The sequence below is a fragment of the Rhizobium sp. KNZ14-9A genome, from assembly GCF_056755015.1.
Window position 1 is genome coordinate 1,064,778 of sequence record NZ_JBPGXB010000004.1, and the last position, 23,504, is coordinate 1,088,281.

Below are 23,504 nucleotides of genomic sequence, written 5' to 3' on the forward strand. Positions count from 1 at the left end.
TGCATCAACTGAACTGCTGGGTACAGCCTTCAGGAGCAGGGTTAAGATCAGCATTCAAAAATCGTTAAAGGTTTAATCAACCGAGATTTTTCTGAATTATCTTCACAAAACACATCTAAACCGGGCGAAATGCTCGGTATGCGAGAGCTATTTTTATTTAATCGCAATGTTAGAAATAAGAGAAACATACCCCGACCGACCAGTCGTGTCAGTTCGGTTGACGGACAGAACAGACAGCGGCGCTTTGAAAAAGACATGATCGTTGCTGACGCCGAGAGGTCCGAGCCAGGCCGGCCATGTCGCCGGCTCAGGATAGACGCTGCTCAACCTGTTATTGCCAAGGAACCAGCGCATGTCTGCGACGATGACCGGCGCACTGAAATCTCCGGCAAGAAGCACAGGTTCCTTCGTCTCCCGCAAGATAAGTGTAATGTTGAAGAGTTCGAAGCTGTGAAACGTATCGAACCACATCTTCGAAAGCCGGGTTGCAAAAACACGCACGCGTCGGCCTTCGATCGGGAGGGCAGCGGAGATCAATTCGCTGCCGATCGGACTTAACTGCTGAAAACGGAGATCCGAAAGCGGTCGGCGCGCCAGAAGCATGACAGTACAGCGTGAGTTAACTGAATCGTCGCAACCGGCGTGAAAGGGATATGATTGGCGCATCAGATCCCGCCTACCGGCAAGAGAGCCGGTGGTGGTCATGATAACGACGTCGGCATTCGCCTCGTCGACCGTTTTCTTCAGTGCGGCATCATCCGCCGCATCATCGAGAATCTTGATCGTTAGTAGGCGCAGGGCAGGCCCTGAGCCCGGCGCCGGCGCTCGAGCAAACTCTCCGAGCATCAGCGTGGGATGGGCGACTAACACGACAGAAGCAATAGCGAGGAGCAGACTATACCAGTGCCGCACGAAGATATTGGAGAGAAGAACAATCGCCAGGCATAACGCGCCGATCTGCATTTGCAGCGCATTCACGATTGCCAGAGGCCATATATTGGAGACATACCGAAGACAAACTATGAGCAGTATGATGGAGACCACAGTGCATGCGACGCAAAAAACGGTATGTCTCATTCATTGGGTCCTGCGATGCGGAAAATGCTTCAAATGCACGGAGGTCTGGCTGGGCGATGAGGGGCGACCCCTCGTGTCAGCAGTGCGGCGCTTACAAAAATAACCGTTAGCATCATGCGAAATGACGCCAAAAATCCAAAGCTTTTTCTTGCACTGCACACAAAGCAGCTTCCACTGGCCTGTCGTCCATGCTTTATATGCCCCGCGTTTGGCACCGATGAAACTGAAATGTTCGCGCGACAAGGAGAGGGTGTTTAATGGCACGCAGCTTGAACAAATTTCTCTGGCTGAGATCCCTTCTGGTAAAAGCTAAGTACCATTACTACACGAAGTTCTGGGGAATGAATATCCATCCGACAGCTACGTTCTCGTTGAGTGTTCGTCTGGATAAAACCTATCCCAAGGGCATCCATGTGGGCGAGAAGTCATATGTCGCGTTCGACGTGTCCATCCTGACTCACGACAGAACGCGCGGGGTTTACCGCGATACCAAGATCGGCAAGCACTGCTTCATCGGAGCCAGAAGCATCATTCTGCCTGGCGTGGAGATCGGCGACGAATGCGTCATCGGTTCCGGCAGCGTCGTTACCAAGAACATTCCTTCGCGCTGTATCGCAGCTGGCAATCCGGCAAAGATCATTCGTGAAAACATCGACGTCGGCCCTTACGGCCGGTTCCTGTTTGCCGATATCCCGGAAGCCGAAAGAGCAGCCGATCAAAGAAAGAGCGGCACGGACGTTCGCAAAGCTTAGTGCTAGTCTCTCACTCCACGCCCTCATCGCCGATCAGGCGCGTCGAAGGCAGGGCGATGAAAGTATTGGTCATCGGCCGCAAGGGCTTAGCTATTGTATCGAGCTTTTCGGCGAGTTCCGGATCGCGGCCCTTGAAATGCGGTAACAGGACGTCGATCCACGCAATCATCCCTGGGTCGACTTCTTGGCGATATCCTGTTCGCGTCTCCAGTTGGTCGGGGTGGAGATACGTGGTGGCGGCGAATCCGGCAGCCGACTGCAGCTTCTTCTCCTGATCGGCATCGAGCGCAATATCATTGGCATCGGCGAGCCGCACGAGGATCGCAATCGCGTCCATGGCAAAATTCTGATATTTCAGCGCCCGTCCGCCGCGGGCAAGCTCACGCGGCAACCCGCCGTCCTCTGGGACTTCGTCTAGCGCCGACTTCAATATATCCATCGACCAGTTGAACCGCTTTCGATCCTGCAAGTGTACTGCCATTAGACCGACAGCGGCAGCAGCCCAGTATCGATGATTGCTGTTGCCGTCGAGCCACGCATATTTACGCTCACGGGGGGCGGGTGTGAATTCCGCTACGATCATATCCGAAAGCTTGGCGAACCAGGCTTTGATTGGAACATCAGCAGAGCTGGCCGGTGGTGAGACTTCCTCAGCCACGGCATAAGCGTTGGAGAAGGAAATGCTGGTCCAGCCTCCGATGAGAACCGCCTGACGATGCCCGAGCGGATCATTGTCCTCGACACCACCAAGCAAGGCATTGGCATTTGCCCAGACGCGTGTCTGCCGGATGATGCAGTTGGCGGCATTCCTGTCTTGTCCAGGCATGTCGAGCGCCGTCTCCATCATTTCCAGCATTTTCTTCGTGACGGCCCCTGTCGGCCATAAACGCTTCACGTAAGCTTTCATGGCTGCCGGATCGACCTCAGACTGCGTATGGCTTGGCTTATAGAAGCCAAACAGCTTGCTCATATCGACCAGTGGAGCAACTGGAACTGAGCAGACGAAAGGTCGGGTTCTTTTGGCAGAACCGTCCTCCTGCTGCGTATCGGCGGGCACTTTCTCGAACAGGTATCGGAGCGGCGGCTCGGCAGCCGCGGGCGTTGCGAATAAGAGAAGGCCAGAAAAGAACCACGAAACCGTGAAACTAAAAGGTCTGGCTTTCCGCGAAACCATCGACATATCACTCTCCAAATCCGGCGATCGAAACTGCCGGTTGTCGCAATATCTATAAACGTGTGTTTGCAGCGAAGTTAAGCCGTATGGGTTATTTTCTACTTTTCAACCCAGATCTCAATGTCTATGTTGCACCGCAAGATGGGGGTCGCCAGCCGAGCCGCTCGCTGGGGGCTCCAGCTCCACTGACATGTTCCCGAACAATAGAGTAGTCATGCCGAAAATTACGCTTTTCTCGACAAGCAATCTGAGGCAAGGCCGCTCCGAGCACCTCCAGAGGATGGTTGACTCGATTGCGCGTGCCAAGGTCGAAGACCCATCGATAGACGTCCATCTGTATCTTCTTCTGCAGAATGTTCCCGATGATGCCGCCGATCCCGAGTTTCCGGACTGGATCAGCACACGGCGAATCAATCATCAGATTTCGCTCTCGGCGGCCCGCAACCTGCTTATTCGAGAGGTCGTGAAAGCCGGCGTCGTCACTACCGACAGCATATATGCCTTCCCCGATGACGATTGCTGGTATCCCGAGAAATTTCTGACCCTGGTCGCCAATCTCTTTCGCGATAAGCCGGAGATTGATTTCTGGTTCTGCCGTTATAGCTCGACTCCGGAGACAAAGAGCGCATTGACAACGGAAAAACCTGCTTTGCAGAAAGTGATATCGCGAGCGTCGTCGAACACGTTCTTCTTCCGTGGGAGATTGCTGCCCGAGTTGCAGATATTCGACGAGGCACTGGGTGTCGGCGCGCGTCTGAACGGCGGCGAGGACACGGATTATGCAATTCGGGCTTTCTACCTGGCCCGCGGCACTCTTTTCACCGATGCCGCCCTGGTCGGACACCGGGATCACGATTCGAGCCTCAAGCCGAAATATTTCCCTGGCACGCTTTACGCCATTGCCGCTCACAAGACGCGAAGCCTCCCCGGCATCATCGCGTTCATACGCAAACTTCTTGTCGGAGTATCATTGGTCGCGAGCGGCAAGTTGACGCTATCAAGCTATATTGCTGCGGTGCGGAATGCCTAGTCGCAGGAAGGGGCCTTTGACGTCTCCGTTTAATGGTAAAACGAGGCGCCGATGAATCGCAGTTCCGTTATATGGTCGGCTGTTCGCAATTGGGGGCCGCGCTTCGGCACGATCATCACTTTTTTCGTGCTGGCGCGTATTCTCGATAAAACCGAAATTGGCATGTTCGCGGCAGCCTATGCACTTGTATCGCTGACCGAATTATTTGCCGATAATGGTTTTGGTGATGCCATCGTTCGAACGCAGAACGTCACACGCGGAATTGCGACGAGCATTCTGATCCTGAATTTCGCTCTTGCCCTCGCCATTTATGCCTTGCTGACGGTTTTCTCGACCGAAATCGGCAATCTTCTTGGCGTTACCGGTATTGAGTCGGTATTGCAGCTCGTTGGGTTGTCGCTGGTTCTGAACAGCTTCGGCTATGTCCCGCAGGCCCTGCTGCGCAAGGAATTTCAGTTCAAGCGCCTCGCCTTTCGCTCTCTGGCATCAACCGTCGTCGGCGCTCTTACCGGCCTGGCAATGGCATTCCTAGGTTTCGGCGTCTACAGCATGGTTGGCCAGCTCCTGGCGACGACGGTGATAAATGTCGTCTTCCTATGGTATCCGGTGGTCTTGCGGCCGGCGGCGCCCCAATTCGCTGGAATCGGGCATATTCTCCATTACGCCTTCGGCATCTTCGGGTCGCGCGTCCTGAACTATGCATCACTGCGAATGATCGAGATCGTTATTCCGATCTTCTTCGGGCCGGCAGCGCTCGCGCTCTACATCATGGGATCGCGCGTTCCAGCCGTGATAGCGCAGATGCTGACGGCCGTGATGGTGGACGTCAATCTTCCTCATTTATCGCGTCTGGTCGATAATCCTCCGCAAATGAAGGAAGCGTTCTACTCAAGCTTGCGCTCGCTTTCGATGATTTCCGCTCCCGCTTTTATCTCCATCGCGGCGCTTTCTCCGGAAATTGCGCGAATTTGCTTTGGAAGTAACGGGATCGATTCAGAACTCATCATGTTCCCTGCCGCCATTTTGGGCGCTGCCCAGTCGATCGGTTATAGCAATGAGGTCATGCTGAACGCGTGGGGCCTGCCACGCATCGTTTTGCGCATGCAGGTTTGCGCGGCAGTGCTCATTGCAATCATACTGACGGTGCTTCAGCACAGCACCGTGTTTACGCTCGTCACAGTATACGTCTGCTGCCACATCGTCGTCATATCGATAGGTATAGTTTACGGATCGCGAAAAACCCACGTTTCACTGAAGACGATGTTCGGTAAATGTGGCGCGTTTTTCCTGGCATCCTTCGCCAGCCTGGCCGTGGTTTATTTGGTAAGAGCCTATGCGATGCCCGCCTCGCCCGCGTTGCTGCGGGCGATAATCCTGGCCCCCCTCTTCGTGATCGTTTATGTCGCAGGTATTGGGGTGCTTGATCGAGACGCGCTGCGTAGTTGGCTGAACAAAGCAAGAAAAATTAGAGCCTGGAAACAAGCGTAATTTCCGAGGAGAGCGCGTCATGTTTAGAGAAATTGCCCAAGATTATCGAAGCCACAAGAGAGCCTTGATTGCGCAGGGCTTTTGGGCACTTGCTTTCCACAGATATGGAAGCACCGTCCGTTCGATCAAATTTGCGCCGATACGCATACCGCTAAAGATCGTGCATTTCTTCCTTATAAAATTTTCCGAAGTGTTTTTCGGAATTTACATAGGAGCGAATGCGAAGATTGGTTCTCGATGCGTCATCGAGCATTTCGGCTCAATTATCATTCATTCCGAAGTACGGATCGGTGACGACGTTCGCCTTCGGCAAGGGGTGACGATCGGCAATAAATCGGCCGATAAACCGAATGAAGTGCCGATCCTGGGCAATGGCGTGGACGTGGGTGCCGGCGCAAAAATTCTCGGCCCCGTCGTCATTGGCGAAGGTGCTGTCATCGGCGCGAACGCGGTCGTCGTCAGAGACGTTCCGGCTGGAGCGATCGCAGTCGGCGTACCGGCAGCAATTAAGTATCGAAAGACACCAGATACGGCCAAGACTCCAACCGCAATTGAACACCAGGACCGATAGGCTGCAATTACCAATCCACGGATGAACTAGCTAAACCGGTTCGCGCGCGTTTGTCTTGCCGGCGGAGCGAATTCACTCGGCACATGCTCCAGCTATCGCCTTGACAATCGTCGGCACCATAACCTTGACTGCAGTCGAAGCAACAGGGTGAGCCCCATCCGGTATTGCCGTCGACAATTCCTCCGCTGGCAACATCGACCAACCGTTGCTGTGATCGATGATTACAACGTTCCGTTCGGCCGCGACGCTGCGATGAGCCGAAATATAACTGCTCAGAAAGGGCCTGAGCGCACCCCTTAAACCCGACATCGGATTCATTACCATCATGTAGATCCGAGCATCGGGTAGCCCGGTTTTCAGCCTTTCAAGAATGGTCGAGAAGTTCCCGCGGCTGCGGCTGACGCTCATCCAGCGATTCAGCGCAGCATCATTCGCATAGAACTCGACAAGCACGATGTCAGGCCTTTCGGCAATTACGCGTTCTACCGAAGATAATCCCCATTCCGTCGTCGCCCCGCTCTTTGCCACGATAGCAACGTCAACCGCGCGATGAAGGCAGCGCTCAAGACCTTCTTCAAGGCTTGCCTGCCAGCCCCCCCGCGCAGTCAACGACGTTCCGAACGTCACAATCCTGAGAGGTGCCGCGGCCACATCAGCGACCGACAAAAGAAAGATAACGAGGAGGCCGGCAGAGAACCTCATCAGCCATTGGAACCGGCAGCCACAGCCGCAGATGACGCCCGGCGTTTCTTCAACTGCATGATCCTTTCCTCGAAGAAGATAAAGGAAATGATCGACACGATCATCGTGAGAATGAAGGCGGTCGCTATCTGGACGATCTGGAAGGCCGTCCCTTCCCGCATCCCCGTCAACAGCGCGACAAGGCGCCCGGATGGACCGAGGAGGAGATTGTGAAAGAGATAAAAACCGTAGCTGACAACCCCGACACCGCGGATCAATGGGATCTCAAGAAACCGGGTGGCGGTCGAATTCTGGCAGACTGCCAAAAGCATGATCAGCAATCCGGACAGGAGCGGCGCGATGATCAAGGCGGCGTTGGGATGGCCATGCAGGATGAAATAGAGATGCTGCAGCACCAGGACGATGCCTAGACCGGCGATCAGTAAACCGGAAAATCGCAAGTCGATGGAGCCAAGCCGCTTGGCAGCAAGCCCAAAAAGCCCGCCTACCGCAATGGCATAAAAACCCGACAGCGAATTCACGCGGAATTTAAGCTCGTCGTCGAATACCCACCAGCAGGAAACCACAAGCAGTACAAGCAGCGAGATCAGCATGCCGGATCGCCAGAATCGCGATGGCAGCCAAATGAACAGAAGCGGGAAAAATACGTAGAATTGCTGCTCTACGGAAAGGGTCCACAGATGGGATAATGGCCCCAGCCAGTCGTGCCTGACGAAGCCGATGTAAATATTCGTCGTATAGGTCAGAATCCAACCGATGCTGCCGTAGAATTTATCGACGTTGTCCCCCGAAACCAAGGTCATCGTCGACAGGAAAATCAGCCCAAGTGTCAGATAATAGATCGGGAATATTCGCAAAGCTCTATTGCGCATAAAGAGAACGATCTCGGTCGGACCATCGGATGTGCCCGCCTCCACCCGCTGCCGCGCTTTGAAGAGGATCGGCACGATGAGAAAGCCGCTCAAGGCAAAGAACACCCAGACCGCAAGAGTGCCCGTTTCCTGAACTTTGGTCAGTCCGGCATGGTCGGTAAGTACAAAGAGAACGCATATCGCCCGCAAGCCGTCGAGACCTTTAATCCCTTTGGCAGCACCAAATACCCTTTGATAGATTTCGTGCATATTCGTTCCTTGCGCGCTTATAGCAAATTGGAAAATGAACCTGATGCTCTGTTGCCAAGTTATCGTGTTCAGCACGTTCCCGGCAGCACGCGGTTCGGAAGCCCTTTGCGAAGGACGAGCGATAGAACGCTCGCGCGTTTTCTATTCAATCGAGCCAAGAGTAGCAACCGAAAACACCCTGCCAACATAACTCACCCTTTGGCCTCGAACTCCGCCATTCACACCGGACATCCTGTTCCGCAGATTCTCCCGGATTGCTTCCTGGAGAATAACGACCGCTGAGCCTGGATTTCCTTCGCGAGGGCACATCAATTCAGCCGGTCGAGCTGAAGTCTGACCGCACGTTTTTCTCATTCCATGGCGGCTGCGATCGGCCGCAACGAGCCGATACGACTAATCACATATTTGACGATGATCGGCCCCACGACGCCTGCAATCGTCGCGCCAACGAGGAGAAGAAGTGCCTGATCGCTGACAGAGAAAAACCGTCCGAAAACGACCTTCACGCCACCGACGAAAATCGTGTTCAGCAGATAAATGGCGAAGGCGTTCTGGCCAATGAATTCCAGGAAGCGACTCTGATTGCAAAGCCGCGAGCGGATCAGCCCGTGGAAAACGACGAGAGACGTCATACCAACGAGGAAGTAACGCCATTCGGAATTGAACGAGATATAGAGAAGGACAAGGAAAACGGCGACGGCCGGAATGAAATACCGATCGACGAAAGCCTCCCAGGAATCCTTGTGAAGGCAGGCAACGCAGCCTGCCATGAAGAACGCATAAAACATGAAGATGCGATTGATGTAGACATAGTCCAGTATCGCATCGTTATAGAACATAAGCACATGCAGGCCGAACATGATGATCGAAGCTGCAAACAGGATGTTCAAGCTCACATTCATGCGCGAAAAGAAGAATGTCGTACAGATCGAGAAATAGAAGAGGACGATCAGGTACCATACGAACATCGACGGGCTCTGCTCGGTATGGATGAAGACATGCTGAACCGAGAGCATCAGGTCGTTAACGGGCTTGTCGACCGAGACGAACTGCCCTGCGAAGAATTTTGCGAAAATGACGATCGCCGCCATGATGAAAAACGGAATAAGCAGCCGCTTTGCGCGTTTCGTCGTATAGGTCGCTAGTGAACCCTTCAGCTTGTGAGCACCGACATAGACGAAGACATAGCCGCTCAGAAACATAAAGAGCGGCATGTGGAAAGCATAGATCGCCTGTCGCAGATCAATCGCCCATACAGGGAAAGCCGCGTCGTAGGTATGCCCCCAGACGACGAGGATGATAGCCAATCCTTTGAGACGTTCGATATCAGCCAGCCATTTCCGTTGCGGTCTGGCCGCGGGCTGTTGGGTTGCATTCATCTGCGACGCATTCGCCGTGTCTTCTTGCTGGGGCATATGATCTCTGTTTGCACTTGAAGATGAAAGACGGGCAGACAGCGGGATATCATGTCGCCGGTGACCTTGGAAGCATAATCTACCGCAGTGCACACAAAGCCACCCCGAGAACAGCGGCAGTGCGGTGCGACTTTTTCCACATGAAGGCTCTTCCATGCGCAAGGATGCAGCATCGCCAGGTGACGACTAGGCGAGCATCCATCCCGCGCCTCCCACCGTCACCAAAACTTCACACAGCCTTCAAGAAGCTGTCGCGTCTGCGCGCTAATCGTCGCTGAAACGGAATGCAATTTTTTTTGCAGAGGAAAAATTTATGTCAAACAAATTGCAGAATACGGTCGCAGCCAGCGTTGTCGGCCTGATGTCCATGGTCGGTTCGGCGCATGCCGAAACGACCGTGAAGTTCTGGCACAGCTTCAGCAAATCCTCCGGCGAGGCGCTGAACAAGATCATCGCCAATTTCGAAGCTGCCAATCCCGGCCTCCATATCGAAGGCGAATTCGTCGGTGACTACAATGATATCGTTGCCAAGCTGCAGGCGGCCATCCCCGCCAACCGTGCGCCTGATGCCGTCATCATGGAAGTCACCCGCTACGGTCTCTTCGCCGACCGCGGCGCGCTGATCGACCTCACGCCCTATTTCAACGCCGACCCGCTGAAGGACGACCTTTACGACTACGCGCGTGAGGTCGGCGTCTACAACGGCAAGAACTACATCGTGCCGTTCAACTCCTCCACGCCGGTCCTTTATTACAACAAGGACATCCTGGCGCGTGCCGGCTTTACGACGGAACCCTCGCTGAAGACTTTCGCAGATATTCTTGCCGTTTCGAAGACAATCACCGAGAAGCTCGGCGCGGAAGGCATCAGCGGTATTGCGGCCCCCGGCCAGTTCGCTCGCTGGGGTCTCGTGATGTCCAACGACAGCGAACTGATCAATTCCAAGACCAACGATATCCTGCTCGACTCGCCGAACACGATCGAAGCCTATCAATGGATGGCGTCGCTGGTTCATGACCAGAAGGTCGCCTCTCCCGATGGCGTCACCGATGAGGATGTCGGCCGCGACGCTTTCTTCGCCGGCAAGGTCGGCATCTCGCTCAACTCGACGGGTGATTATGGTGGCGCCAAAAAGGCGCTCGGCGACAAGCTCGAAGTCCGCCCGATGCCCTGCAACAAGGTCTGCTCCGTTCCAATCGGCGGGGCCGGTATCGGTATCCTGTCGACCTCACCGAAGGACGTTCAGGACGCTGCCTACAAGTTCATCAGCTACGCCGCTTCGCCGGAAGCCAATGCCATCTGGTTTGCCGCGACCGGCTACCTGCCGATCAATAAGAAGAGCGCCTCCCAGCCGGTTGCCGCCGAAGCACTTGCCAAGAAGCAGGGTATCGACGTCGCCATCAAGCAGCTCGAATTCGCCCATGGCCGTGCTCGCCCGCCTGTCGTCACCTGGATGCGCACAACCGAGTACAAGATGTGGGAAGCCATGGCACTCGGCCAGCGCGATGTCACAGACACGATGAAGGACTTCGCTGAACAGACCCGAGAAGAAGCCAAGCGTTCCAGCAACTAAGCCTCTCCCCCAAGTCAAGAGGGCGGGCCTTGAACGGCCCGTCGTCTCAACTGTTTCGGTCCCATGTTGCGCAAACTCACACCCTATCTCCTCGTTGCACCGCTGATGCTCTTCATCACGGTCTTCACCTATATTCCCGTCATTACCAGCGTGAACCTCAGCTTCCGGCACTGGGACTTCCTGTCGCCGACCATGCCTTTTGTCGGTTTTGACAATTACCGCCTGCTGCTGAATTCCCGCGACTTCTGGAACTCGCTGCAAGTCACCGCCATCTTCGCGCTGATTTCAGTACCGATCAGACTGGCGCTGGCGCTGGCTGTCGCAAGCTATCTCGTGCGCGAAACCTTGCCCTCGCGGCTCTTGCGAGGGGCGCTCTTCCTTCCCTCCGTCACATCGACCGTCTCGATTGCGGTCGTCTTTTCCTGGGTCTTCGCCACCGATTACGGCATGGTGAACGCCGCGCTGACCTCGCTCGGCCTCGGCAAGGTGCAATGGCTGCAGGATCCGCAGCTTGCTCTGTGGGTGCTGATCTTCGTCAATACCTGGAAACAGCTCGGCTACGATATCGTCATTTACATCGCCGGCCTGCAGGCCGTGCCGCAGGAGCTCTATGATGCCGCCGCCGTCGATGGCGGCCGGCGCTTCCATGTGTTCCGCCGGATCACCGTGCCGCTCGTCATGCCGACCACCTATTTCCTGTTGGTGATTTCCGTGATCGAGGCCTTCCAGGTCTTTACCATCGTCAACATCATGACCCATGGCGGCCCTGCAGGTGCTACCGACATGCTCGTCAACCTGCTCTATCGCGTGGGGTTTACCCTCTTCGACATCGGCAGGGGGTCGGCGCTCGCCGTCCTGCTTTTCATCTTCCTGATCGTGCTGGCGCTGATCAAATCCCTCGTCATCGGCCGGAGGGTCCACTATGAAGCTTGAGAACCCGATCGTCACCGGCCTCGCGCTGCTTGCCGGACTGATCTTCCTGTCGCCCGTGCTCTATTCGATCTGGATGTCCTTCGAGACGGTGCAATCCTATTACACGGGCAGGTACGAGTTCACGCTGGACAACTATGTTCGTGCCGTAACCGAGTACAATTTCGCTCGCTATCTTCTGAACAGCATCATCGTCTCCGGCCTGGTGACGCTGCTGGGCATCACGGTCGCGACCATGGCTGCCTTCGCCTTTGCACGCTACAGGTTTCGCGGTGGCAACCTGCTCTTCGGCGCCACCGTCGCCACGCTGATGATCCCGAGCCATATAAGCCTGATCCCTAATTATCTGACACTCGCCAAGGCCGGCCTGCTCGATACCTATGCCGGCCTCATCCTGCCGGCGATCTCGAACGGCTTTGCCGCCTTCTTTCTGCGCCAATATATCAAGGGCATCCCCAAAGCGCTGGACGAAGCCGCCTATATGGATGGCGCAACACCGCTGCAGGTGCTCTGGCGGGTGATCGTGCCGATCGCACGGCCAGCCATCTTCTCGATGGGCCTCTATATCTTCATCACCGAATGGAACAACTACATCTGGCCGCTCGTCGCGGTCGGCAAGGAAGACCTCTACACGCTGCAGATCGGCCTTGCCCGCCTTTATCGCATCAATCCCGGCGAAGGCCTGGTCGACTGGCCGCTCGTCATGGCCGCCTGCACCCTCAGCATGTTGCCCGTGCTGCTCGGCTTCCTGCTGGTCGAGCGCCATCTCGTACGCGGCATCACGCTCGGCGCGATCAAATAGATCATGAATAAGGACAAGCATAGAATGACACGCATCGCTTCGCATCGCGGCGGCACTCTGGAGTTCGGCGACAGCACGCCGCAAGGTTTCGTCGCAACGGCAAAAATGCCGCTGGAAGAGGTGGAATTCGACGTCCATCCGACAGCCGATGGCGCGATCATGATCCATCACGACGCAACGCTTGACGGTACGACGGATCGCAGCGGGGCGATCGCCGCGATGAGCGAAGCAGAGGTTCGCGCCGCCGTCATCAATTACGGCGCCGGCGGACATCCGATCTCGCTGGAAGAACTCTGCGCGATCTATTCCGACAGCAAGGTGAATTTTCGATGCGAGATCAAGCCTGGCGTCGATGGCCGCCCCTACGACAACTTCGTGCCCCGCGTCGTCGAAACGCTTGCGCGCCATAACATGCTCGAAAGGACGATCTTCTCTTCCTTTCTGGTGGAATTACAGGATGCGCTGTCGGCGGCCACGAGCCGGCCGAAGCTCTGGCTCGTCAGCCCGCCAGTGCTGCGTCAGCTTGGGACCCGGGCTGTGATCGAAGTCGCGAAGGCACATGACATCCCCGAAATCGGCGTCCATGTGGATACCGCCGATCCCGCTCTCAAGGCCGAAATCATGGCAGCCGGTCTCGATTTCGGTTGCTGGGCCGCCCATTCGGCACGGCAGATCGAAAAGGTGCTGGCGCTCGGCGTCAAGGTCTTCACAACGGACCGGCCGAACCTTGCGATTGCCATTCGCAACGGCTTCGGGGTGGAGGCGGCACAATGAGCGGCATCACCCTTCGCAACATCAGAAAGTCCTATCCCGGCGGGCCGGAAGTCCTGCACGGCGTGTCCATGGATATCAAGTCGGGCGAGTTCGTCGTCATCGTCGGCCCGTCGGGCTGCGGCAAATCCACGCTCCTGCGCCTCATTGCCGGGCTGGAACGCTGCGAAGAGGGCGATATCGAAATCGGCGGACGGCGTGCGAATGACCTTGCGCCGCAGGATCGCGATATCGCCATGATTTTCCAGAATTACGCACTTTATCCGCACATGACCGTGCGCGAAAACATTGCCTTCGGCCTGGAACTGCGCGGCATGCCCAAGGCCGAGCGCAATGCGCGGGCTGAAAGTGTGGCCAAGACACTGCAGCTCGAACCCTACCTCGATCGCAAGCCGGGTGCGCTCTCCGGAGGCCAGCGTCAGCGTGTGGCGATGGGCCGGGCCATGGCGCGCAACAGTTCCATCTTCCTGATGGACGAGCCGCTGTCGAACCTCGACAACGCGCTGCGCGTCGCCATGCGCACCGAAATCAAGGAGCTGCACCGCCAGCTCGGCGCCACCATCGTCTATGTCACGCATGACCAGACCGAGGCACTCTCATTGGCCGACAGGATTGCGGTGATGAAGGACGGAGATCTCCTGCAGTTCGACACTCCTGAAGCGATCTATGACCAGCCGCAGAACCGCTTTGTCGCGGGCTTCCTCGGCGTTCCCGCGATGAATTTCCTGCCTGTCGAACATCTTCCCGGCTGGCAGGGCCGGCGGGGGCTGACCGCCGGATTAAGACCCGAATCCATGGCGATCCGTGCCGAAGAGCCGGCGGAACCCGCCCTACCCGTGCGGCTCATGCTGTCAGAGATGACAGGTTCTGATATCATCCTGCACTGCGACAGCCCGGCCGGGCGCATCACGCTCACCAGTTCGCGTAAGGACGTGCCGCGCCATGCCGACAACTTCTGGGTCATGTGCGACCTTGACCAGGCGGTGTTTTTCGATAACCAGAGCGGGAGCCGCGTCGATCTAATTTAGACGCCGTTGACCGCTCCTACCTCGGAAGCGGCACCGCAAGAAGTGATGCAATGGAAAGACAGAGCGAAATTCCGCAGCTTCTCGGCGATCTTATCAGCCGCAACTCGACAAAGCTTACCGAAGCCGACACGCGCCTTCTCGACGTGATGATGCAGGACCCGATCCGCGCGGCGATGGAAAACGGCAAGGCCGTCTCCTTCCGCGCCGGAGTGCACCCGGCTTCAGCCGTGCGGCTGGCACGCCGCCTCGGCTTCAAAGGCTATCCTGAATTTCGCACCTTCTTGCAGGCGAGCCTCATCAAAGGAGGCGGCGATTTCGAAAGTCCGGCCGCCCGCATGGCCGCCCGTCTCGTCCGGGCGGAAGACGGCGGCGTGCTTTCCTCCGTTCTCGATAGCGAGATTGCAGCCCTCCAGCAGGTGCGCAACGCCGTCTCCGACGCCGATGTCAGAGGCTTTTCGGACGTGCTGCGCGATTGCCGCCGGGTCTTCGTCTTCGGGCGTGGCCATTCTGCCGCCCTCGCCTCACTCATCGCGCTGAGGCTCAATCGCTCAGGCTATCCGGCAGTCGATCTCGCCGGCCAGATGCATCTGATCGCCGAAGCGCTGGCGACATTGGGACCTGGCGATGTCGTTTGGCTGCTCGCTTTCCGCAAGGCCTCGCCGCTCATCCATCAGATCAGGAAGATTGCCGCAGAAAGAGGCGCCAAGGTCCTGGCGCTAACCGATCTGCTCAGCGCCCGCATCGATCCCGCACCCGACCGTCAGATCTCGGTTTCCCGCGGGGAAGCCGGCGAGTCTCAATCGCTCGTCGTTCCCATGACGATCGCCAACGCGGTCATTCTCGACCTCGCTGCCATCGATGACGGCCGCTCGCTGCGTGCGCTCAGTGGTTTCAAGGCGTTTCGCGCGGACTGCGGTCTATCGCCGGTGATCCTGTAGCAACAGAATTCTGCCGTGTGCCATCACGATGGCAATCACGATGACTTATCCGGGAGACATTTCGGTCTCCCGAATAGTCTATTCGAACCTCATGCCGCCCGGGCGGCTTTGGCAGGGATCTCGACGTCGATTTCGAGGATCGAGACGTTCTCGCCACGATCAATCCTTATCTGCAGGCGATCGCCCTCGATCTCGACGTGTTTGGCGATAACGGCAAGGATCTCCTCCCTGAGAAGAGAGACGAGATCCGAACCGGGAGACATACGCTCGTGTGCCAGAAGCAGTTGCAAGCGTTCGCGCGCAACCGGCGCGGTTTTCCTCTTCTGAAAGAAATCGAATACGCTCATGCTGCCCTCCGTCCGAAGATCTTACCGAACAGACCTCGCTTCTCGCCTGGTACCGTCACCGGGAGAACCTCACCGTTGAGGCGGCGGACTGCTTCGAAATAGGCTTTTGCCGGAGCGCTGTTCTGGTCTGCAAGTGTCACCGGAGCGCCGAGGTTGGAAGCACGCAGCACATCCATGCTTTCCGGGATGATGCCGAGCAGCGGGATCGACAGGATCTCGAGCACGTCATCCACCTTCAGCATGTCGCCGCGTTCGGCGCGGGTGACATCGTAGCGGGTCAGAAGCAGATGCTTTTCGATGCGCTCGCCGCGCTCCGCCTTTTCCGTCTTGGCATCCAGAAGACCGATAATGCGATCGGAATCACGCACCGAGGAAACTTCCGGATTGGTGACGACGACAGCAACATCGGCATGCCGCATCGCCAGCGTTGCGCCGCGTTCGATACCGGCCGGGCTATCGCAGATGACCCAGTCGAAATGCTTCTTCAGCTCGCCGATGACGCGCTCGACACCTTCTTCGGTGAGGCAGTCCTTGTCGCGGGTCTGGGATGCCGGCAGCAGGAATAGTGTCTCCAGCCGCTTGTCGCGGATCAGAGCCTGGGTGAGCTTCGCATCGCCTTGGATGACATTGATCATGTCATAGACGACCCGACGTTCGGCACCCATGACGAGATCGAGGTTGCGAAGACCGACGTCGAAGTCGACGACGACAACCTTCTCGTTCCTTTGCGCCAGCGCCGCCCCCAACGCTGCAGTCGAGGTTGTCTTGCCAACGCCACCTTTACCCGAGGTTACAACAATGACTTTTCCCATATCCCTCTCCTGTTTCAACCATTCACCCAGTTAAGTCAGTCGCGATGCCATGATCGCGTCGTTCTCAAGCCATAGCTGTGCGGCCTGACCGCGCAGCTCCGCCGGCAGATCGTCCGCCGTCTTGTAGATCCCGTCGATTGCCAGAAGCTCGGCCTCAAGCTTGCGGCAAAAGATTCGCGCCGCCGAATTGCCGATCGATCCGGCAAGTACGCGTCCACGAAGCGCGCCATAAACGTGGATCGAGCCACCAGCGATAACTTCAGCCCCCGAAGCGATGGATCCAATGACCGTTACATCCCCTTCAGGGAAGACAATCGACTGGCCGGAGCGTACCGGTTCGTGCAATACCAGCGACGACAGAGCAGCGCGCGCAACCGGCGCAACAACTTCCCGCACCTCGGCCGGCTGCGCCTTACCTGGCGTCTGCGCATGTGCCTGGGCATCAGCAGCGGGCATCTCGACGTCAGCAGCCGGGCGGCCACCAACCATGCCCGGTGGCATGCTGGCATCGAGCTGCGATGGCCGAGCACCTTCGATGCCCATTACCCTGACGCCACGCCCACCGAGAGCAGCAACCATTGCCTTGAGCGCGGCGCGATCCAGTGAGAGATCACTCACATCCAGAACCACCGGCCTGCCGAGAAAAAACCCAGCGGAGCGTGCAGCGAGGTCGTCGAGGCGTACGAGCCAGTCCTCGAATGGCAGATCAGGCGTCAGCACGACCGCAAGAAACGATCTGCCTTTGATGCGAATGGAGCGCGCTTCGGTTAACACGTTAGTAAACTTGGTTAATTTCGATTTAAAAGCTTTAGCTGCTTCATGGTTAACAAATCGTTAACGCGGGGCTGGTGGGACCAAAAAATGGCTCCCGAAGCGGCGGTGGCCCACCCACAAATTTCGCACTTCCAGCCAATTCTAGTTCGGGCCTTCGCCTGAAAAATCAGGGCCTTTCTTGATTTCAAACGCAACAGGAAATCGGAAAGCCTTGGTTCGAATGAAACGCCATGCTCTTGCTAAAATCGCACATTCGCTCGCAGAATGACGCGAGCAGTATGATGGACTCACAATAAGAGCATACGGAAAAGGAATGACCAGCTTTTTGATCACAGGACCGGAAACGGCGAGCTTCACGATCCTCCTGGCTCATGGCGCAGGCGGAGCGATGGATTCCGCGTCGATGACGGATCTATCGAAAGCGCTCGCAGACGGAGGATTCAGGGTGGCGCGATTCGAGTTCGCCTATATGGCGCAGCGTCGCCTGACCGGAGCGGTCAAGCCTCCTCCGCGTGCCGACCATCTCCTGGATGAATATCGCGCGGCGATCGGCGAACTAAATGCCGGCAGACTCATCATCGGTGGCAAGTCGATGGGAGGCCGCGTTGCAAGCATGATCGCCGACGAGAGTTTTGCGGCGAAGAAAGTCCGGGGCCTGCTTTGCCTCGGATATCCGTTTCACCCGCCTGGAAAGCCGGACCAGCTCCGCACCGCGCATCTGGAAAGCCTGCGCACGCCCACACTGATCTGCCAGGGAACGCGTGACCCCTTCGGATCAAGGGAAGAGGTCGTATCCTATACGCTCTCAGACCGGATTGATCTGCTCTGGCTGGAAGATGGCGACCACGATCTCAAGCCGCGAAAGAAGATCTCCGGATATTCCGCTGGCGACCATATGCGGCGACTGTCCGAATATACGGCGGCCTGGGCAGAACGGTTGTAACGAACAAATCAACGCTCGCTTGACGCGATATTCCCACTAATATCAACCGTTTCCTCAATATTTAAGCTTGTTCAGTAAACATTTTTAAAAGGTTTGCTTGATCGAATGCGCCCTCGCGCATCCGCGCAGAAATCAGCTCCTGAACAAAGCGGCTTCCAGCTGAACATGCCCTTTGTCATCCGACGGGAAATCAGTCATGCGCGCGATCGAAGGCAGGAAGATTGACGGGAATCTTTCCATCTATCTTGATCTGCTGCGGCTCGGCGCAGCCGTTGTCGTATTTCTCTCCCATGCGCATGTTTTCCTGCTCCCCTCCATCAAGATCGGACCTCTTGGTTGGGGACGGGAAGCTGTCGCGGTTTTCTTTGTTCTCTCGGGATTTGTCATCAGCTACGTCGGGCAGGTAAGCGAAAGGGAATGGCGCGTATACCTCGTCGCCCGTCTCGCTCGAATAATGCCTGTTGCTTTGGTGGCGATCGCAGCGATCTTCGTGGCCGACACCATCGGGATGCACGCGAACGCCTTTTACTATGACTTCATCAATACCGGATTTTTCACTCCGGTATCAGCCGAGGCCGCGCTCGCCTATGTGACCTTCACCAATCAGTTGTGGTTTGCGCATGCCGTTTTTGGCAGCGGCGAACCATACTGGTCGCTTGGCTTCGAAGTTCAGTACTATCTGTTCTTCGGGCTGTTTGCCTTTTCGCCGCGGCGCGCGAAAATACCATTGCTCTGTCTCTGGGCAGCGGTCGCCGGCCCGAAAATCCTGATGTATATGCCGCTGTGGCTCATGGGTTGGTTGACGATGAAGTGCGTCATCGAACGCCCGCCATTTCGACGCCCCATCTCCATTGCGATGATCGCCGCGTCGCTTTTGCTGTTCTTCAGCCTGAAATTTTTCGCCGATCGCGCTGCGACCAACATGTACGAGACCTGGTCACTGTCTCAGGAAGTGATCAATTTCGTATACTTCAATCTGATCGGCGTTGCCGTTGTACTGCACCTCATCGGTACGGCATCGTTGCTTTATGAGGCTCCAGTATTGTTCGAGAAGGCAGGCCCGGCGATCAAATGGCTGGCTGGCGGCAGTTTTACGCTCTATCTTGTCCACCAGCCCCTTATCCTCATGTTTGCGGCCTTCCTGCATCCGGTGGAGGAGCACGTTCCGATGGCGGCTGCCCTGCTCGTCGCCTGTTTCATCCTTTGCTTCCTGTTGGCGGAAGTCGCAGAACGCCGAAAGAAGTTCTTCGCCTCACTCATCGTCAGCCTGCTACCGGTTCTGGCGCGAACGGGCCAGAAAACGCCCGCCAATATCGCTTCCGACACAGTCTCCTCAGGCGATAAGGCGCCGGCGACCTCGCAGCTCATTCGAGTTCTTGAGGAAATGCAAAACGCCCTCGATGGAGAAGAAAAAGTGAGCGACAGTCATGATGTACCGTCTCGCGACCGCGTGTCGCGCGCTTGACTGATCGAATCGCCAACGTCTCTTGAATCTGGCTGATCTGATGCGCTCGCAACCATTCTCTGATCTTCCGCCTCAGTGAACGCTCGGGAGTTTCACCAAAGAGGCGAAATCTTCTGCCACCAGTTCGCTGATCGCGATCAATGTTTCCTCGACCGTAAAACCGGAGGCGACACTCGCGTCGATCAGATCCTGCAGATCCGGGCCAATAGCCTCGCGGCAGTCGTCAAGCCGATCATCGGAAACCGTCAAACTACGCAACTCTTCCATGATGTCCCTTTCCAGAATAGAGGGCCAGAATATAGCGCCGCCCCCATATGCGGCGGCGCTGTCGTCATCAGCGTGTGGACGCGCGGCGTCTTGCGGCTGGCAGAAGTCCTTCGCGCTGCATCTTCTTGCGGGCAGCCTTACGCTGTCGGGCAATTGCCTGGGCTTTTTCGCGCGGACACGCCGCTCCGAGGGCTTCTCATAGGCCCGGCGTTCCTTCATTTCGCGAAATAGTCCTTCGCGTTGCATCTTCTTCTTCAGGGCGCGGAGAGCCTGTTCAACATTGTTGTCTCTGACAATGACCTGCATGTTTTCTCCTTGCGGATAATGGTGTTGAGCCCGCTCGGCTGGCGACCCCTCGGCATTCGTTCTGCGCAAATGGCGCAATCGAAGGAAGCCTTAGCTAAAACGATCAGAGGACCGCGCTTTGCCGCGCGTTGCGTCAGTGTGGCTGCATCATGTGTTGAACGGCCAGTAGCCGATATCTGCAAAGGTGCTGGCTGGAGCGCGTACCACCTCTCTTCTGAAGCGCTACGCGTCATTCTCTGGGTCGTACCAAACCGATAGGGGTGATGGGAGGTAAATAAGAAAGGCATAACGGCATTGCAAGGCAGCCGGATCCGCCTCCAGCGGCCCGACGGGAACCTTCTGAAGCCATGCACATTCCCTTTGCCGAGCGCGGGCCGTGTCAACCGGACGCGACGGGGATGGCGAACATGACGATTTTTCCGGTTTCCCGCCATGGCCGACGAACGGCAGACGAGCGCCCAACCTGTCCGGCCCGCCTCACCCTTTGGAGGTCGATTGAAGATAGCTACCTATAATATTAACGGGATCATCGGCCGCCTTCCAATACTGCTGCGATGGCTGGAAGAAGATGCGCCTGATGTCGTCTGTCTTCAGGAACTGAAAACCTCTGACGATAAATTCCCGCGACGGGAAATCGAAAGCGCCGGATATCGTGCCGTCTGGCATGGCCAAAAGAGCTGGAATGGTGTGGCGATCCTTGCGAGAGGCGTTTTGCCGGTGCTGACACGCCGTGGCCTGCCGGGCGATCCGGACGACAGCCACAGCCGATACATCGAGGCTGCCATAAACGGGATGTTGATCGGCTGCCTCTACCTTCCAAACGGCAACCCGGCGCCTGGCCCGAAATTCGACTACAAGCTGCGCTGGTTCCAGCGCCTGCATCACTATGCTGGAGAGCTCTTGGATCTCAAAGTCCCGACCCTGCTCACTGGCGATTTCAACGTCATGCCGACAGAGATGGATGTCTATTCCCCGGGACGATGGCGCGATGATGCCTTGTTCAGACCCGAGGTCAAAAAGGCCTATGCCAGGTTGGTTCAACAGGGATGGACGGATGCGCTTCGCCACCTTCACCCGAATGAGCGAATCTACACCTTCTGGAAATACTGGAGAAACTCATTCGAACGGGATGCAGGAATGCGGATCGACCACGTTCTTCTCAGTCCCGACCTCGCTGGGCATCTTCGCTCTGCCAGCGTGCGGCGCAATCCGCGAAGTTGGGACCATACAAGCGATCATGCGCCAGTCATGATTGAGCTCGACCTGCCTTACGCAACTGACGCGAGCCGGTGAGTCCACAAGTATAGAGCGCCGGCGAAACCTCTTCGTCCGCACGATCCGGAAAGAGTTGACGGCGCATGCGATCGAGGGCCTCGGCTTCCTTGCGTGTTCTTGCAAGCAAATCGGTGGTGACATCGCCGTAGCGTGAGCCGTCCGCCGAAGCAACGCCGACTGTCCCGCCGCTCGACAGGAAGTCGCAGAAAGAACGCACCGATCGAAGACGCGTGGTGATCTCGATATAGTAGCTATCGTGTCCGGCCATGCTCATCTCCTTTCGCTCTCAAAGGTTAACGCGCACTGCGTCAATATGATGGCGCTAATTGCGCCTTTCAGCGGGACCACACCGAAGGCACCGCATCATGATCGGCGTCGTTGGTTATCAGGCCCGCATAGGAAGTTATTCTCCTTTCGCAGGAACATTCACCCGCCATCCGCTTTTGTTCCCTCAAGGAGAATCGCCATGGCCAACGCTCGCACCACCTTCCATGAAGTCGTCTCGGAGATCGAGGCACTCGCGACTTCTGCTGCAGCAGACCATTCCGGTCGCTGGACGGTCGAATATCTGACCCGACGCGAGGTCTTCTATCAATTTTCGGGAAATCGCAGTCTCGCAGGCGAGGACGCAACCGGGCATCGGTTTGACGGTACACGCGACACGCTGACGGCCCTACCGGCAAATCTGCTTATTCCCGCCATCGCCGACTTCGACGACAATACAGTCATGGCCTTCTATATCGGAGCAAGCACGTCGGTGACGACAATCGCTCGGGAAGCAGTCGATTGCTCTGTGCGGGCGCCGGAAGTGCTGCTGGTGGACATCACCATCGATGATGAAGATCTGCTGGCAGGCACAAGATCCCTGACAAGGCTGGCCTTCGTCGGGCTCGATGCCCATGAAGGATGGTCGCCACTCGTTCCGTGTGCCGACATCCTGACCATCAGTGACATGATCCATCCGTTCTGGTGCCACGGCAGACAGGTGGCCCGAGGGGGCCTGTTGCAGATCAGGATCTGACGAGACGATGTCGTGCGAGATGAGGTCTCACTTCCTGTCACTTGTCCTGTTATGAGCGACCGCTGGTCGTCACTCAGTCAAATAACTCGCCACGTCCAATCTGCCCTTGCTTCGCATCGACGCCGCTGATTGGCGGATCGTCGGCAGGGTCGGGGTCCCTGGTGTTTGCGTCTTTGAGAGACCGTGCCGCCTCAACGAGTGCCACGGTCATCTCGTCCGTGCTCCAACCCGCGGCGTTGGCATCGGCGATAAGCGCCTCTAGGGCAACGCGGGCAGCATCGGTCGCATCCTGAAACCGGCGCGTGGGATCATTGCTTGTCGGGGCTGGAAAACTCATCTGCGTTCCTTTCGAGGGTTCGAACAAGATCCGTCCTTGGAGTGAACGCAGAGGACCGCAAATAGATGCGTTCGATCATCTCTATGTACGTCCGCGGAGCGAAAACTATATCGATCGCTGCTCTTCAATGAATGCTTATGTTCTTCGACAGGTGCCGGCGGAGTGAAGCCTTGAGTGAACAACGCCGCAAGCCGGCAGTGAACACCCGAAGGAGGGAGGGCTCGGAACCAATCGCCAGTACATCGGTTGATACACTGATCTCCATGCCCGAGAGAAGCGAAACCGGTGGAAAGGCCGAACGGAGGTTTCAATGCATCTGAACGAGGCAAAGGTGACGCATCGGCAGAAGGCCTGGCATGTCGATTTCTTCGGCGACGCCGGTGAGCAGCTGACGGTGCGCCTTCCCGAGGCGGCGGCGCTGAGCGAAGAAGACGCAATCGATCGTGCGAGGGAAATGATGGTGCAGCTGACACCCTTCGGCACCCGAGGCGGCGAGCCGAGCCTCAATCGCTACGACAGTTTGAGCAACGGCAATTTTGACGACGATCAACCGCCTTTCGGGGTGAAACATTAAGGGAGGCTTTG

Annotated in this window: 26 protein-coding genes and 1 pseudogene; 15 read left to right on the plus strand and 12 right to left on the minus strand. The window is 56.8% G+C overall.

The features are described 5' to 3' along the window. Positions 1-153: 153 nt before the first annotated feature. Positions 154-963 (minus strand): endonuclease/exonuclease/phosphatase family protein, encoded by an 810-nt coding sequence (locus tag ACR9ZQ_RS35175; RefSeq protein ID WP_481430075.1) that lies wholly within the window; start codon positions 961-963, stop codon positions 154-156. Positions 964-1,334: 371 nt separating this feature from the next. Here ACR9ZQ_RS35175 and ACR9ZQ_RS35180 point away from each other — a divergent pair, with 371 nt between their 5' ends. Then, positions 1,335-1,829 (plus strand): acyltransferase, encoded by a 495-nt coding sequence (locus ACR9ZQ_RS35180; protein WP_113320085.1) that lies wholly within the window; start codon positions 1,335-1,337, stop codon positions 1,827-1,829. Between the two features lie 10 nt (positions 1,830-1,839). Here the strand turns inward: ACR9ZQ_RS35180 and ACR9ZQ_RS35185 are convergent, their stop codons facing one another. Beyond that, positions 1,840-2,799, minus strand: coding sequence for an alginate lyase family protein (locus tag ACR9ZQ_RS35185; RefSeq protein WP_481430076.1), 960 nt, complete (start codon positions 2,797-2,799; stop codon positions 1,840-1,842). Positions 2,800-3,217: 418 nt separating this feature from the next. Between ACR9ZQ_RS35185 and ACR9ZQ_RS35190 the strand changes: the two genes are divergently transcribed. Genes ACR9ZQ_RS35190 through ACR9ZQ_RS35200 form a run of 3 tightly spaced genes read left to right on the plus strand, consistent with a single transcriptional unit; the run spans position 3,218 to position 6,092 of the window. Then, positions 3,218-4,033, plus strand: coding sequence for a glycosyltransferase family 2 protein (locus tag ACR9ZQ_RS35190; RefSeq protein WP_481430077.1), 816 nt, complete (start codon positions 3,218-3,220; stop codon positions 4,031-4,033). 51 nt (positions 4,034-4,084) lie between these two features. Continuing rightward, positions 4,085-5,521: an oligosaccharide flippase family protein gene (locus tag ACR9ZQ_RS35195; RefSeq protein ID WP_439017882.1), complete on the plus strand. Its 1,437-nt coding sequence runs from the start codon at positions 4,085-4,087 to the stop codon at positions 5,519-5,521. Positions 5,522-5,540: 19 nt separating this feature from the next. After that, positions 5,541-6,092: a serine O-acetyltransferase gene (locus tag ACR9ZQ_RS35200; RefSeq protein WP_113320089.1), complete on the plus strand. Its 552-nt coding sequence runs from the start codon at positions 5,541-5,543 to the stop codon at positions 6,090-6,092. A 72-nt stretch (positions 6,093-6,164) separates the two neighbouring features. Here ACR9ZQ_RS35200 and ACR9ZQ_RS35205 read toward each other — a convergent pair whose 3' ends face one another. The 3 genes from ACR9ZQ_RS35205 to ACR9ZQ_RS35215 form a co-directional block, all read right to left on the minus strand. Continuing rightward, positions 6,165-6,794 (minus strand): SGNH/GDSL hydrolase family protein, encoded by a 630-nt coding sequence (locus tag ACR9ZQ_RS35205; RefSeq protein ID WP_481430078.1) that lies wholly within the window; start codon positions 6,792-6,794, stop codon positions 6,165-6,167. Continuing rightward, a complete protein-coding gene (locus tag ACR9ZQ_RS35210; protein ID WP_481430079.1) occupies positions 6,794-7,990 on the minus strand; it encodes an acyltransferase family protein in 1,197 nt (398 codons plus the stop codon). Before ACR9ZQ_RS35210 ends, ACR9ZQ_RS35205 begins: the two co-directional genes overlap by 1 nt. Positions 7,991-8,265: 275 nt before the next feature. After that, positions 8,266-9,330 carry an acyltransferase family protein gene (locus ACR9ZQ_RS35215; RefSeq protein ID WP_481430080.1) on the minus strand — a complete coding sequence of 355 codons (1,065 nt, stop codon included), beginning with the start codon at positions 9,328-9,330 and terminating at the stop codon, positions 8,266-8,268. Between the two features lie 313 nt (positions 9,331-9,643). On the opposite strand from ACR9ZQ_RS35215, the gene ACR9ZQ_RS35220 reads away from it, so the two are divergent. The 6 genes from ACR9ZQ_RS35220 to ACR9ZQ_RS35245 all read left to right on the plus strand — a co-directional run bounded on the left by ACR9ZQ_RS35220 (position 9,644) and on the right by ACR9ZQ_RS35245 (position 15,372). Next, entirely contained in the window at positions 9,644-10,903 is a 1,260-nt protein-coding gene (locus ACR9ZQ_RS35220) for an ABC transporter substrate-binding protein (RefSeq protein ID WP_481430081.1), read from the plus strand. Positions 10,904-10,966: 63 nt separating this feature from the next. Next, positions 10,967-11,836, plus strand: coding sequence for a carbohydrate ABC transporter permease (locus ACR9ZQ_RS35225; RefSeq protein WP_439017877.1), 870 nt, complete (start codon positions 10,967-10,969; stop codon positions 11,834-11,836). Then, the gene (locus ACR9ZQ_RS35230) at positions 11,826-12,635 is read left to right on the plus strand and encodes a carbohydrate ABC transporter permease (protein ID WP_481430082.1); all 810 of its coding nucleotides are present in this window, start codon (positions 11,826-11,828) and stop codon (positions 12,633-12,635) included. The genes ACR9ZQ_RS35225 and ACR9ZQ_RS35230 overlap by 11 nt, the downstream gene beginning before the upstream one ends. Positions 12,636-12,659: 24 nt before the next feature. After that, complete coding sequence (locus tag ACR9ZQ_RS35235) at positions 12,660-13,409, plus strand: glycerophosphodiester phosphodiesterase family protein (RefSeq protein WP_481430083.1); 750 nt, start codon at positions 12,660-12,662, stop codon at positions 13,407-13,409. Continuing rightward, the gene (locus tag ACR9ZQ_RS35240; protein ID WP_481430084.1) at positions 13,406-14,434 is read left to right on the plus strand and encodes an ABC transporter ATP-binding protein; all 1,029 of its coding nucleotides are present in this window, start codon (positions 13,406-13,408) and stop codon (positions 14,432-14,434) included. Before ACR9ZQ_RS35235 ends, ACR9ZQ_RS35240 begins: the two co-directional genes overlap by 4 nt. A 50-nt stretch (positions 14,435-14,484) precedes the next feature. Further along, positions 14,485-15,372 carry a MurR/RpiR family transcriptional regulator gene (locus ACR9ZQ_RS35245; RefSeq protein WP_310382695.1) on the plus strand — a complete coding sequence of 296 codons (888 nt, stop codon included), beginning with the start codon at positions 14,485-14,487 and terminating at the stop codon, positions 15,370-15,372. A gap of 89 nt (positions 15,373-15,461) precedes the next feature. Here ACR9ZQ_RS35245 and minE read toward each other — a convergent pair whose 3' ends face one another. From minE to minC, 3 genes are read right to left on the minus strand one after another with little or no spacing between them, the layout of a single operon-like run. Continuing rightward, positions 15,462-15,719 carry a cell division topological specificity factor MinE gene (gene minE / locus ACR9ZQ_RS35250; protein ID WP_007823242.1) on the minus strand — a complete coding sequence of 86 codons (258 nt, stop codon included), beginning with the start codon at positions 15,717-15,719 and terminating at the stop codon, positions 15,462-15,464. Next, positions 15,716-16,531, minus strand: a complete 816-nt coding sequence (gene minD / locus ACR9ZQ_RS35255) for a septum site-determining protein MinD (RefSeq protein WP_310382694.1) — start codon at positions 16,529-16,531, stop codon at positions 15,716-15,718. Before minD ends, minE begins: the two co-directional genes overlap by 4 nt. A gap of 30 nt (positions 16,532-16,561) precedes the next feature. Continuing rightward, positions 16,562-17,305 (minus strand): septum site-determining protein MinC, encoded by a 744-nt coding sequence (minC, locus tag ACR9ZQ_RS35260; protein ID WP_310382693.1) that lies wholly within the window; start codon positions 17,303-17,305, stop codon positions 16,562-16,564. 313 nt (positions 17,306-17,618) lie between these two features. Between minC and ACR9ZQ_RS35265 the strand changes: the two genes are divergently transcribed. Continuing rightward, complete coding sequence (locus ACR9ZQ_RS35265) at positions 17,619-18,248, plus strand: alpha/beta hydrolase family protein (RefSeq protein ID WP_310382692.1); 630 nt, start codon at positions 17,619-17,621, stop codon at positions 18,246-18,248. 196 nt (positions 18,249-18,444) lie between these two features. After that, positions 18,445-19,713: an acyltransferase family protein gene (locus ACR9ZQ_RS35270; RefSeq protein WP_481430085.1), complete on the plus strand. Its 1,269-nt coding sequence runs from the start codon at positions 18,445-18,447 to the stop codon at positions 19,711-19,713. 72 nt (positions 19,714-19,785) lie between these two features. Here the strand turns inward: ACR9ZQ_RS35270 and ACR9ZQ_RS35275 are convergent, their stop codons facing one another. Then, positions 19,786-19,980 (minus strand): hypothetical protein, encoded by a 195-nt coding sequence (locus ACR9ZQ_RS35275; RefSeq protein WP_481430086.1) that lies wholly within the window; start codon positions 19,978-19,980, stop codon positions 19,786-19,788. A 67-nt stretch (positions 19,981-20,047) separates the two neighbouring features. Further along, positions 20,048-20,286, minus strand: a pseudogene (gene rpsU / locus ACR9ZQ_RS35280) (30S ribosomal protein S21). A 495-nt stretch (positions 20,287-20,781) separates the two neighbouring features. On the opposite strand from rpsU, the gene xth reads away from it, so the two are divergent. Further along, positions 20,782-21,579 (plus strand): exodeoxyribonuclease III, encoded by a 798-nt coding sequence (xth, locus tag ACR9ZQ_RS35285; RefSeq protein WP_310382689.1) that lies wholly within the window; start codon positions 20,782-20,784, stop codon positions 21,577-21,579. Here xth and ACR9ZQ_RS35290 read toward each other — a convergent pair. Next, a complete protein-coding gene (locus ACR9ZQ_RS35290; protein WP_310382688.1) occupies positions 21,533-21,829 on the minus strand; it encodes a hypothetical protein in 297 nt (98 codons plus the stop codon). The two genes, xth and ACR9ZQ_RS35290, sit on opposite strands and share 47 nt — an antisense overlap. Before the next feature lie 198 nt (positions 21,830-22,027). On the opposite strand from ACR9ZQ_RS35290, the gene ACR9ZQ_RS35295 reads away from it, so the two are divergent. Then, on the plus strand, positions 22,028-22,582 hold the full coding sequence (locus tag ACR9ZQ_RS35295; protein WP_310382687.1) for a hypothetical protein: 555 nt from the start codon (positions 22,028-22,030) through the stop codon (positions 22,580-22,582). Between the two features lie 73 nt (positions 22,583-22,655). Here ACR9ZQ_RS35295 and ACR9ZQ_RS35300 read toward each other — a convergent pair whose 3' ends face one another. After that, positions 22,656-22,919 (minus strand): hypothetical protein, encoded by a 264-nt coding sequence (locus tag ACR9ZQ_RS35300; RefSeq protein ID WP_310382686.1) that lies wholly within the window; start codon positions 22,917-22,919, stop codon positions 22,656-22,658. Positions 22,920-23,229: 310 nt separating this feature from the next. Here ACR9ZQ_RS35300 and ACR9ZQ_RS35305 point away from each other — a divergent pair, with 310 nt between their 5' ends. Continuing rightward, positions 23,230-23,493: a hypothetical protein gene (locus ACR9ZQ_RS35305; protein ID WP_113320106.1), complete on the plus strand. Its 264-nt coding sequence runs from the start codon at positions 23,230-23,232 to the stop codon at positions 23,491-23,493. Positions 23,494-23,504: the final 11 nt, after the last annotated feature.

Excerpts from the sequence above, each read along its gene's own strand:
- ACR9ZQ_RS35235 (WP_481430083.1), top strand. The coding sequence starts at position 12,660 with ATGACACGCATCGCTTCGCATCGCGGCGGCACTCTGGAGTTCGGCGAC.
- ACR9ZQ_RS35215 (WP_481430080.1), bottom strand. The coding sequence starts at position 9,330 with ATGCCCCAGCAAGAAGACACGGCGAATGCGTCGCAGATGAATGCAACC.
- ACR9ZQ_RS35220 (WP_481430081.1), top strand. The coding sequence starts at position 9,644 with ATGTCAAACAAATTGCAGAATACGGTCGCAGCCAGCGTTGTCGGCCTG.
- ACR9ZQ_RS35245 (WP_310382695.1), top strand. The coding sequence starts at position 14,485 with ATGGAAAGACAGAGCGAAATTCCGCAGCTTCTCGGCGATCTTATCAGC.
- minE (WP_007823242.1), bottom strand. The coding sequence starts at position 15,719 with ATGAGCGTATTCGATTTCTTTCAGAAGAGGAAAACCGCGCCGGTTGCG.
- ACR9ZQ_RS35305 (WP_113320106.1), top strand. The coding sequence starts at position 23,230 with ATGCATCTGAACGAGGCAAAGGTGACGCATCGGCAGAAGGCCTGGCAT.
- ACR9ZQ_RS35180 (WP_113320085.1), top strand. The coding sequence starts at position 1,335 with ATGGCACGCAGCTTGAACAAATTTCTCTGGCTGAGATCCCTTCTGGTA.
- ACR9ZQ_RS35295 (WP_310382687.1), top strand. The coding sequence starts at position 22,028 with ATGGCCAACGCTCGCACCACCTTCCATGAAGTCGTCTCGGAGATCGAG.
- ACR9ZQ_RS35190 (WP_481430077.1), top strand. The coding sequence starts at position 3,218 with ATGCCGAAAATTACGCTTTTCTCGACAAGCAATCTGAGGCAAGGCCGC.
- ACR9ZQ_RS35200 (WP_113320089.1), top strand. The coding sequence starts at position 5,541 with ATGTTTAGAGAAATTGCCCAAGATTATCGAAGCCACAAGAGAGCCTTG.
- ACR9ZQ_RS35275 (WP_481430086.1), bottom strand. The coding sequence starts at position 19,980 with ATGGAAGAGTTGCGTAGTTTGACGGTTTCCGATGATCGGCTTGACGAC.
- ACR9ZQ_RS35290 (WP_310382688.1), bottom strand. The coding sequence starts at position 21,829 with ATGGCCGGACACGATAGCTACTATATCGAGATCACCACGCGTCTTCGA.
- ACR9ZQ_RS35195 (WP_439017882.1), top strand. The coding sequence starts at position 4,085 with ATGAATCGCAGTTCCGTTATATGGTCGGCTGTTCGCAATTGGGGGCCG.
- minD (WP_310382694.1), bottom strand. The coding sequence starts at position 16,531 with ATGGGAAAAGTCATTGTTGTAACCTCGGGTAAAGGTGGCGTTGGCAAG.
- ACR9ZQ_RS35205 (WP_481430078.1), bottom strand. The coding sequence starts at position 6,794 with ATGAGGTTCTCTGCCGGCCTCCTCGTTATCTTTCTTTTGTCGGTCGCT.
- ACR9ZQ_RS35300 (WP_310382686.1), bottom strand. The coding sequence starts at position 22,919 with ATGAGTTTTCCAGCCCCGACAAGCAATGATCCCACGCGCCGGTTTCAG.
- ACR9ZQ_RS35225 (WP_439017877.1), top strand. The coding sequence starts at position 10,967 with ATGTTGCGCAAACTCACACCCTATCTCCTCGTTGCACCGCTGATGCTC.
- ACR9ZQ_RS35265 (WP_310382692.1), top strand. The coding sequence starts at position 17,619 with ATGACCAGCTTTTTGATCACAGGACCGGAAACGGCGAGCTTCACGATC.
- ACR9ZQ_RS35230 (WP_481430082.1), top strand. The coding sequence starts at position 11,826 with ATGAAGCTTGAGAACCCGATCGTCACCGGCCTCGCGCTGCTTGCCGGA.
- ACR9ZQ_RS35240 (WP_481430084.1), top strand. The coding sequence starts at position 13,406 with ATGAGCGGCATCACCCTTCGCAACATCAGAAAGTCCTATCCCGGCGGG.
- ACR9ZQ_RS35175 (WP_481430075.1), bottom strand. The coding sequence starts at position 963 with ATGCAGATCGGCGCGTTATGCCTGGCGATTGTTCTTCTCTCCAATATC.
- ACR9ZQ_RS35270 (WP_481430085.1), top strand. The coding sequence starts at position 18,445 with ATGCGCGCGATCGAAGGCAGGAAGATTGACGGGAATCTTTCCATCTAT.
- ACR9ZQ_RS35185 (WP_481430076.1), bottom strand. The coding sequence starts at position 2,799 with ATGAGCAAGCTGTTTGGCTTCTATAAGCCAAGCCATACGCAGTCTGAG.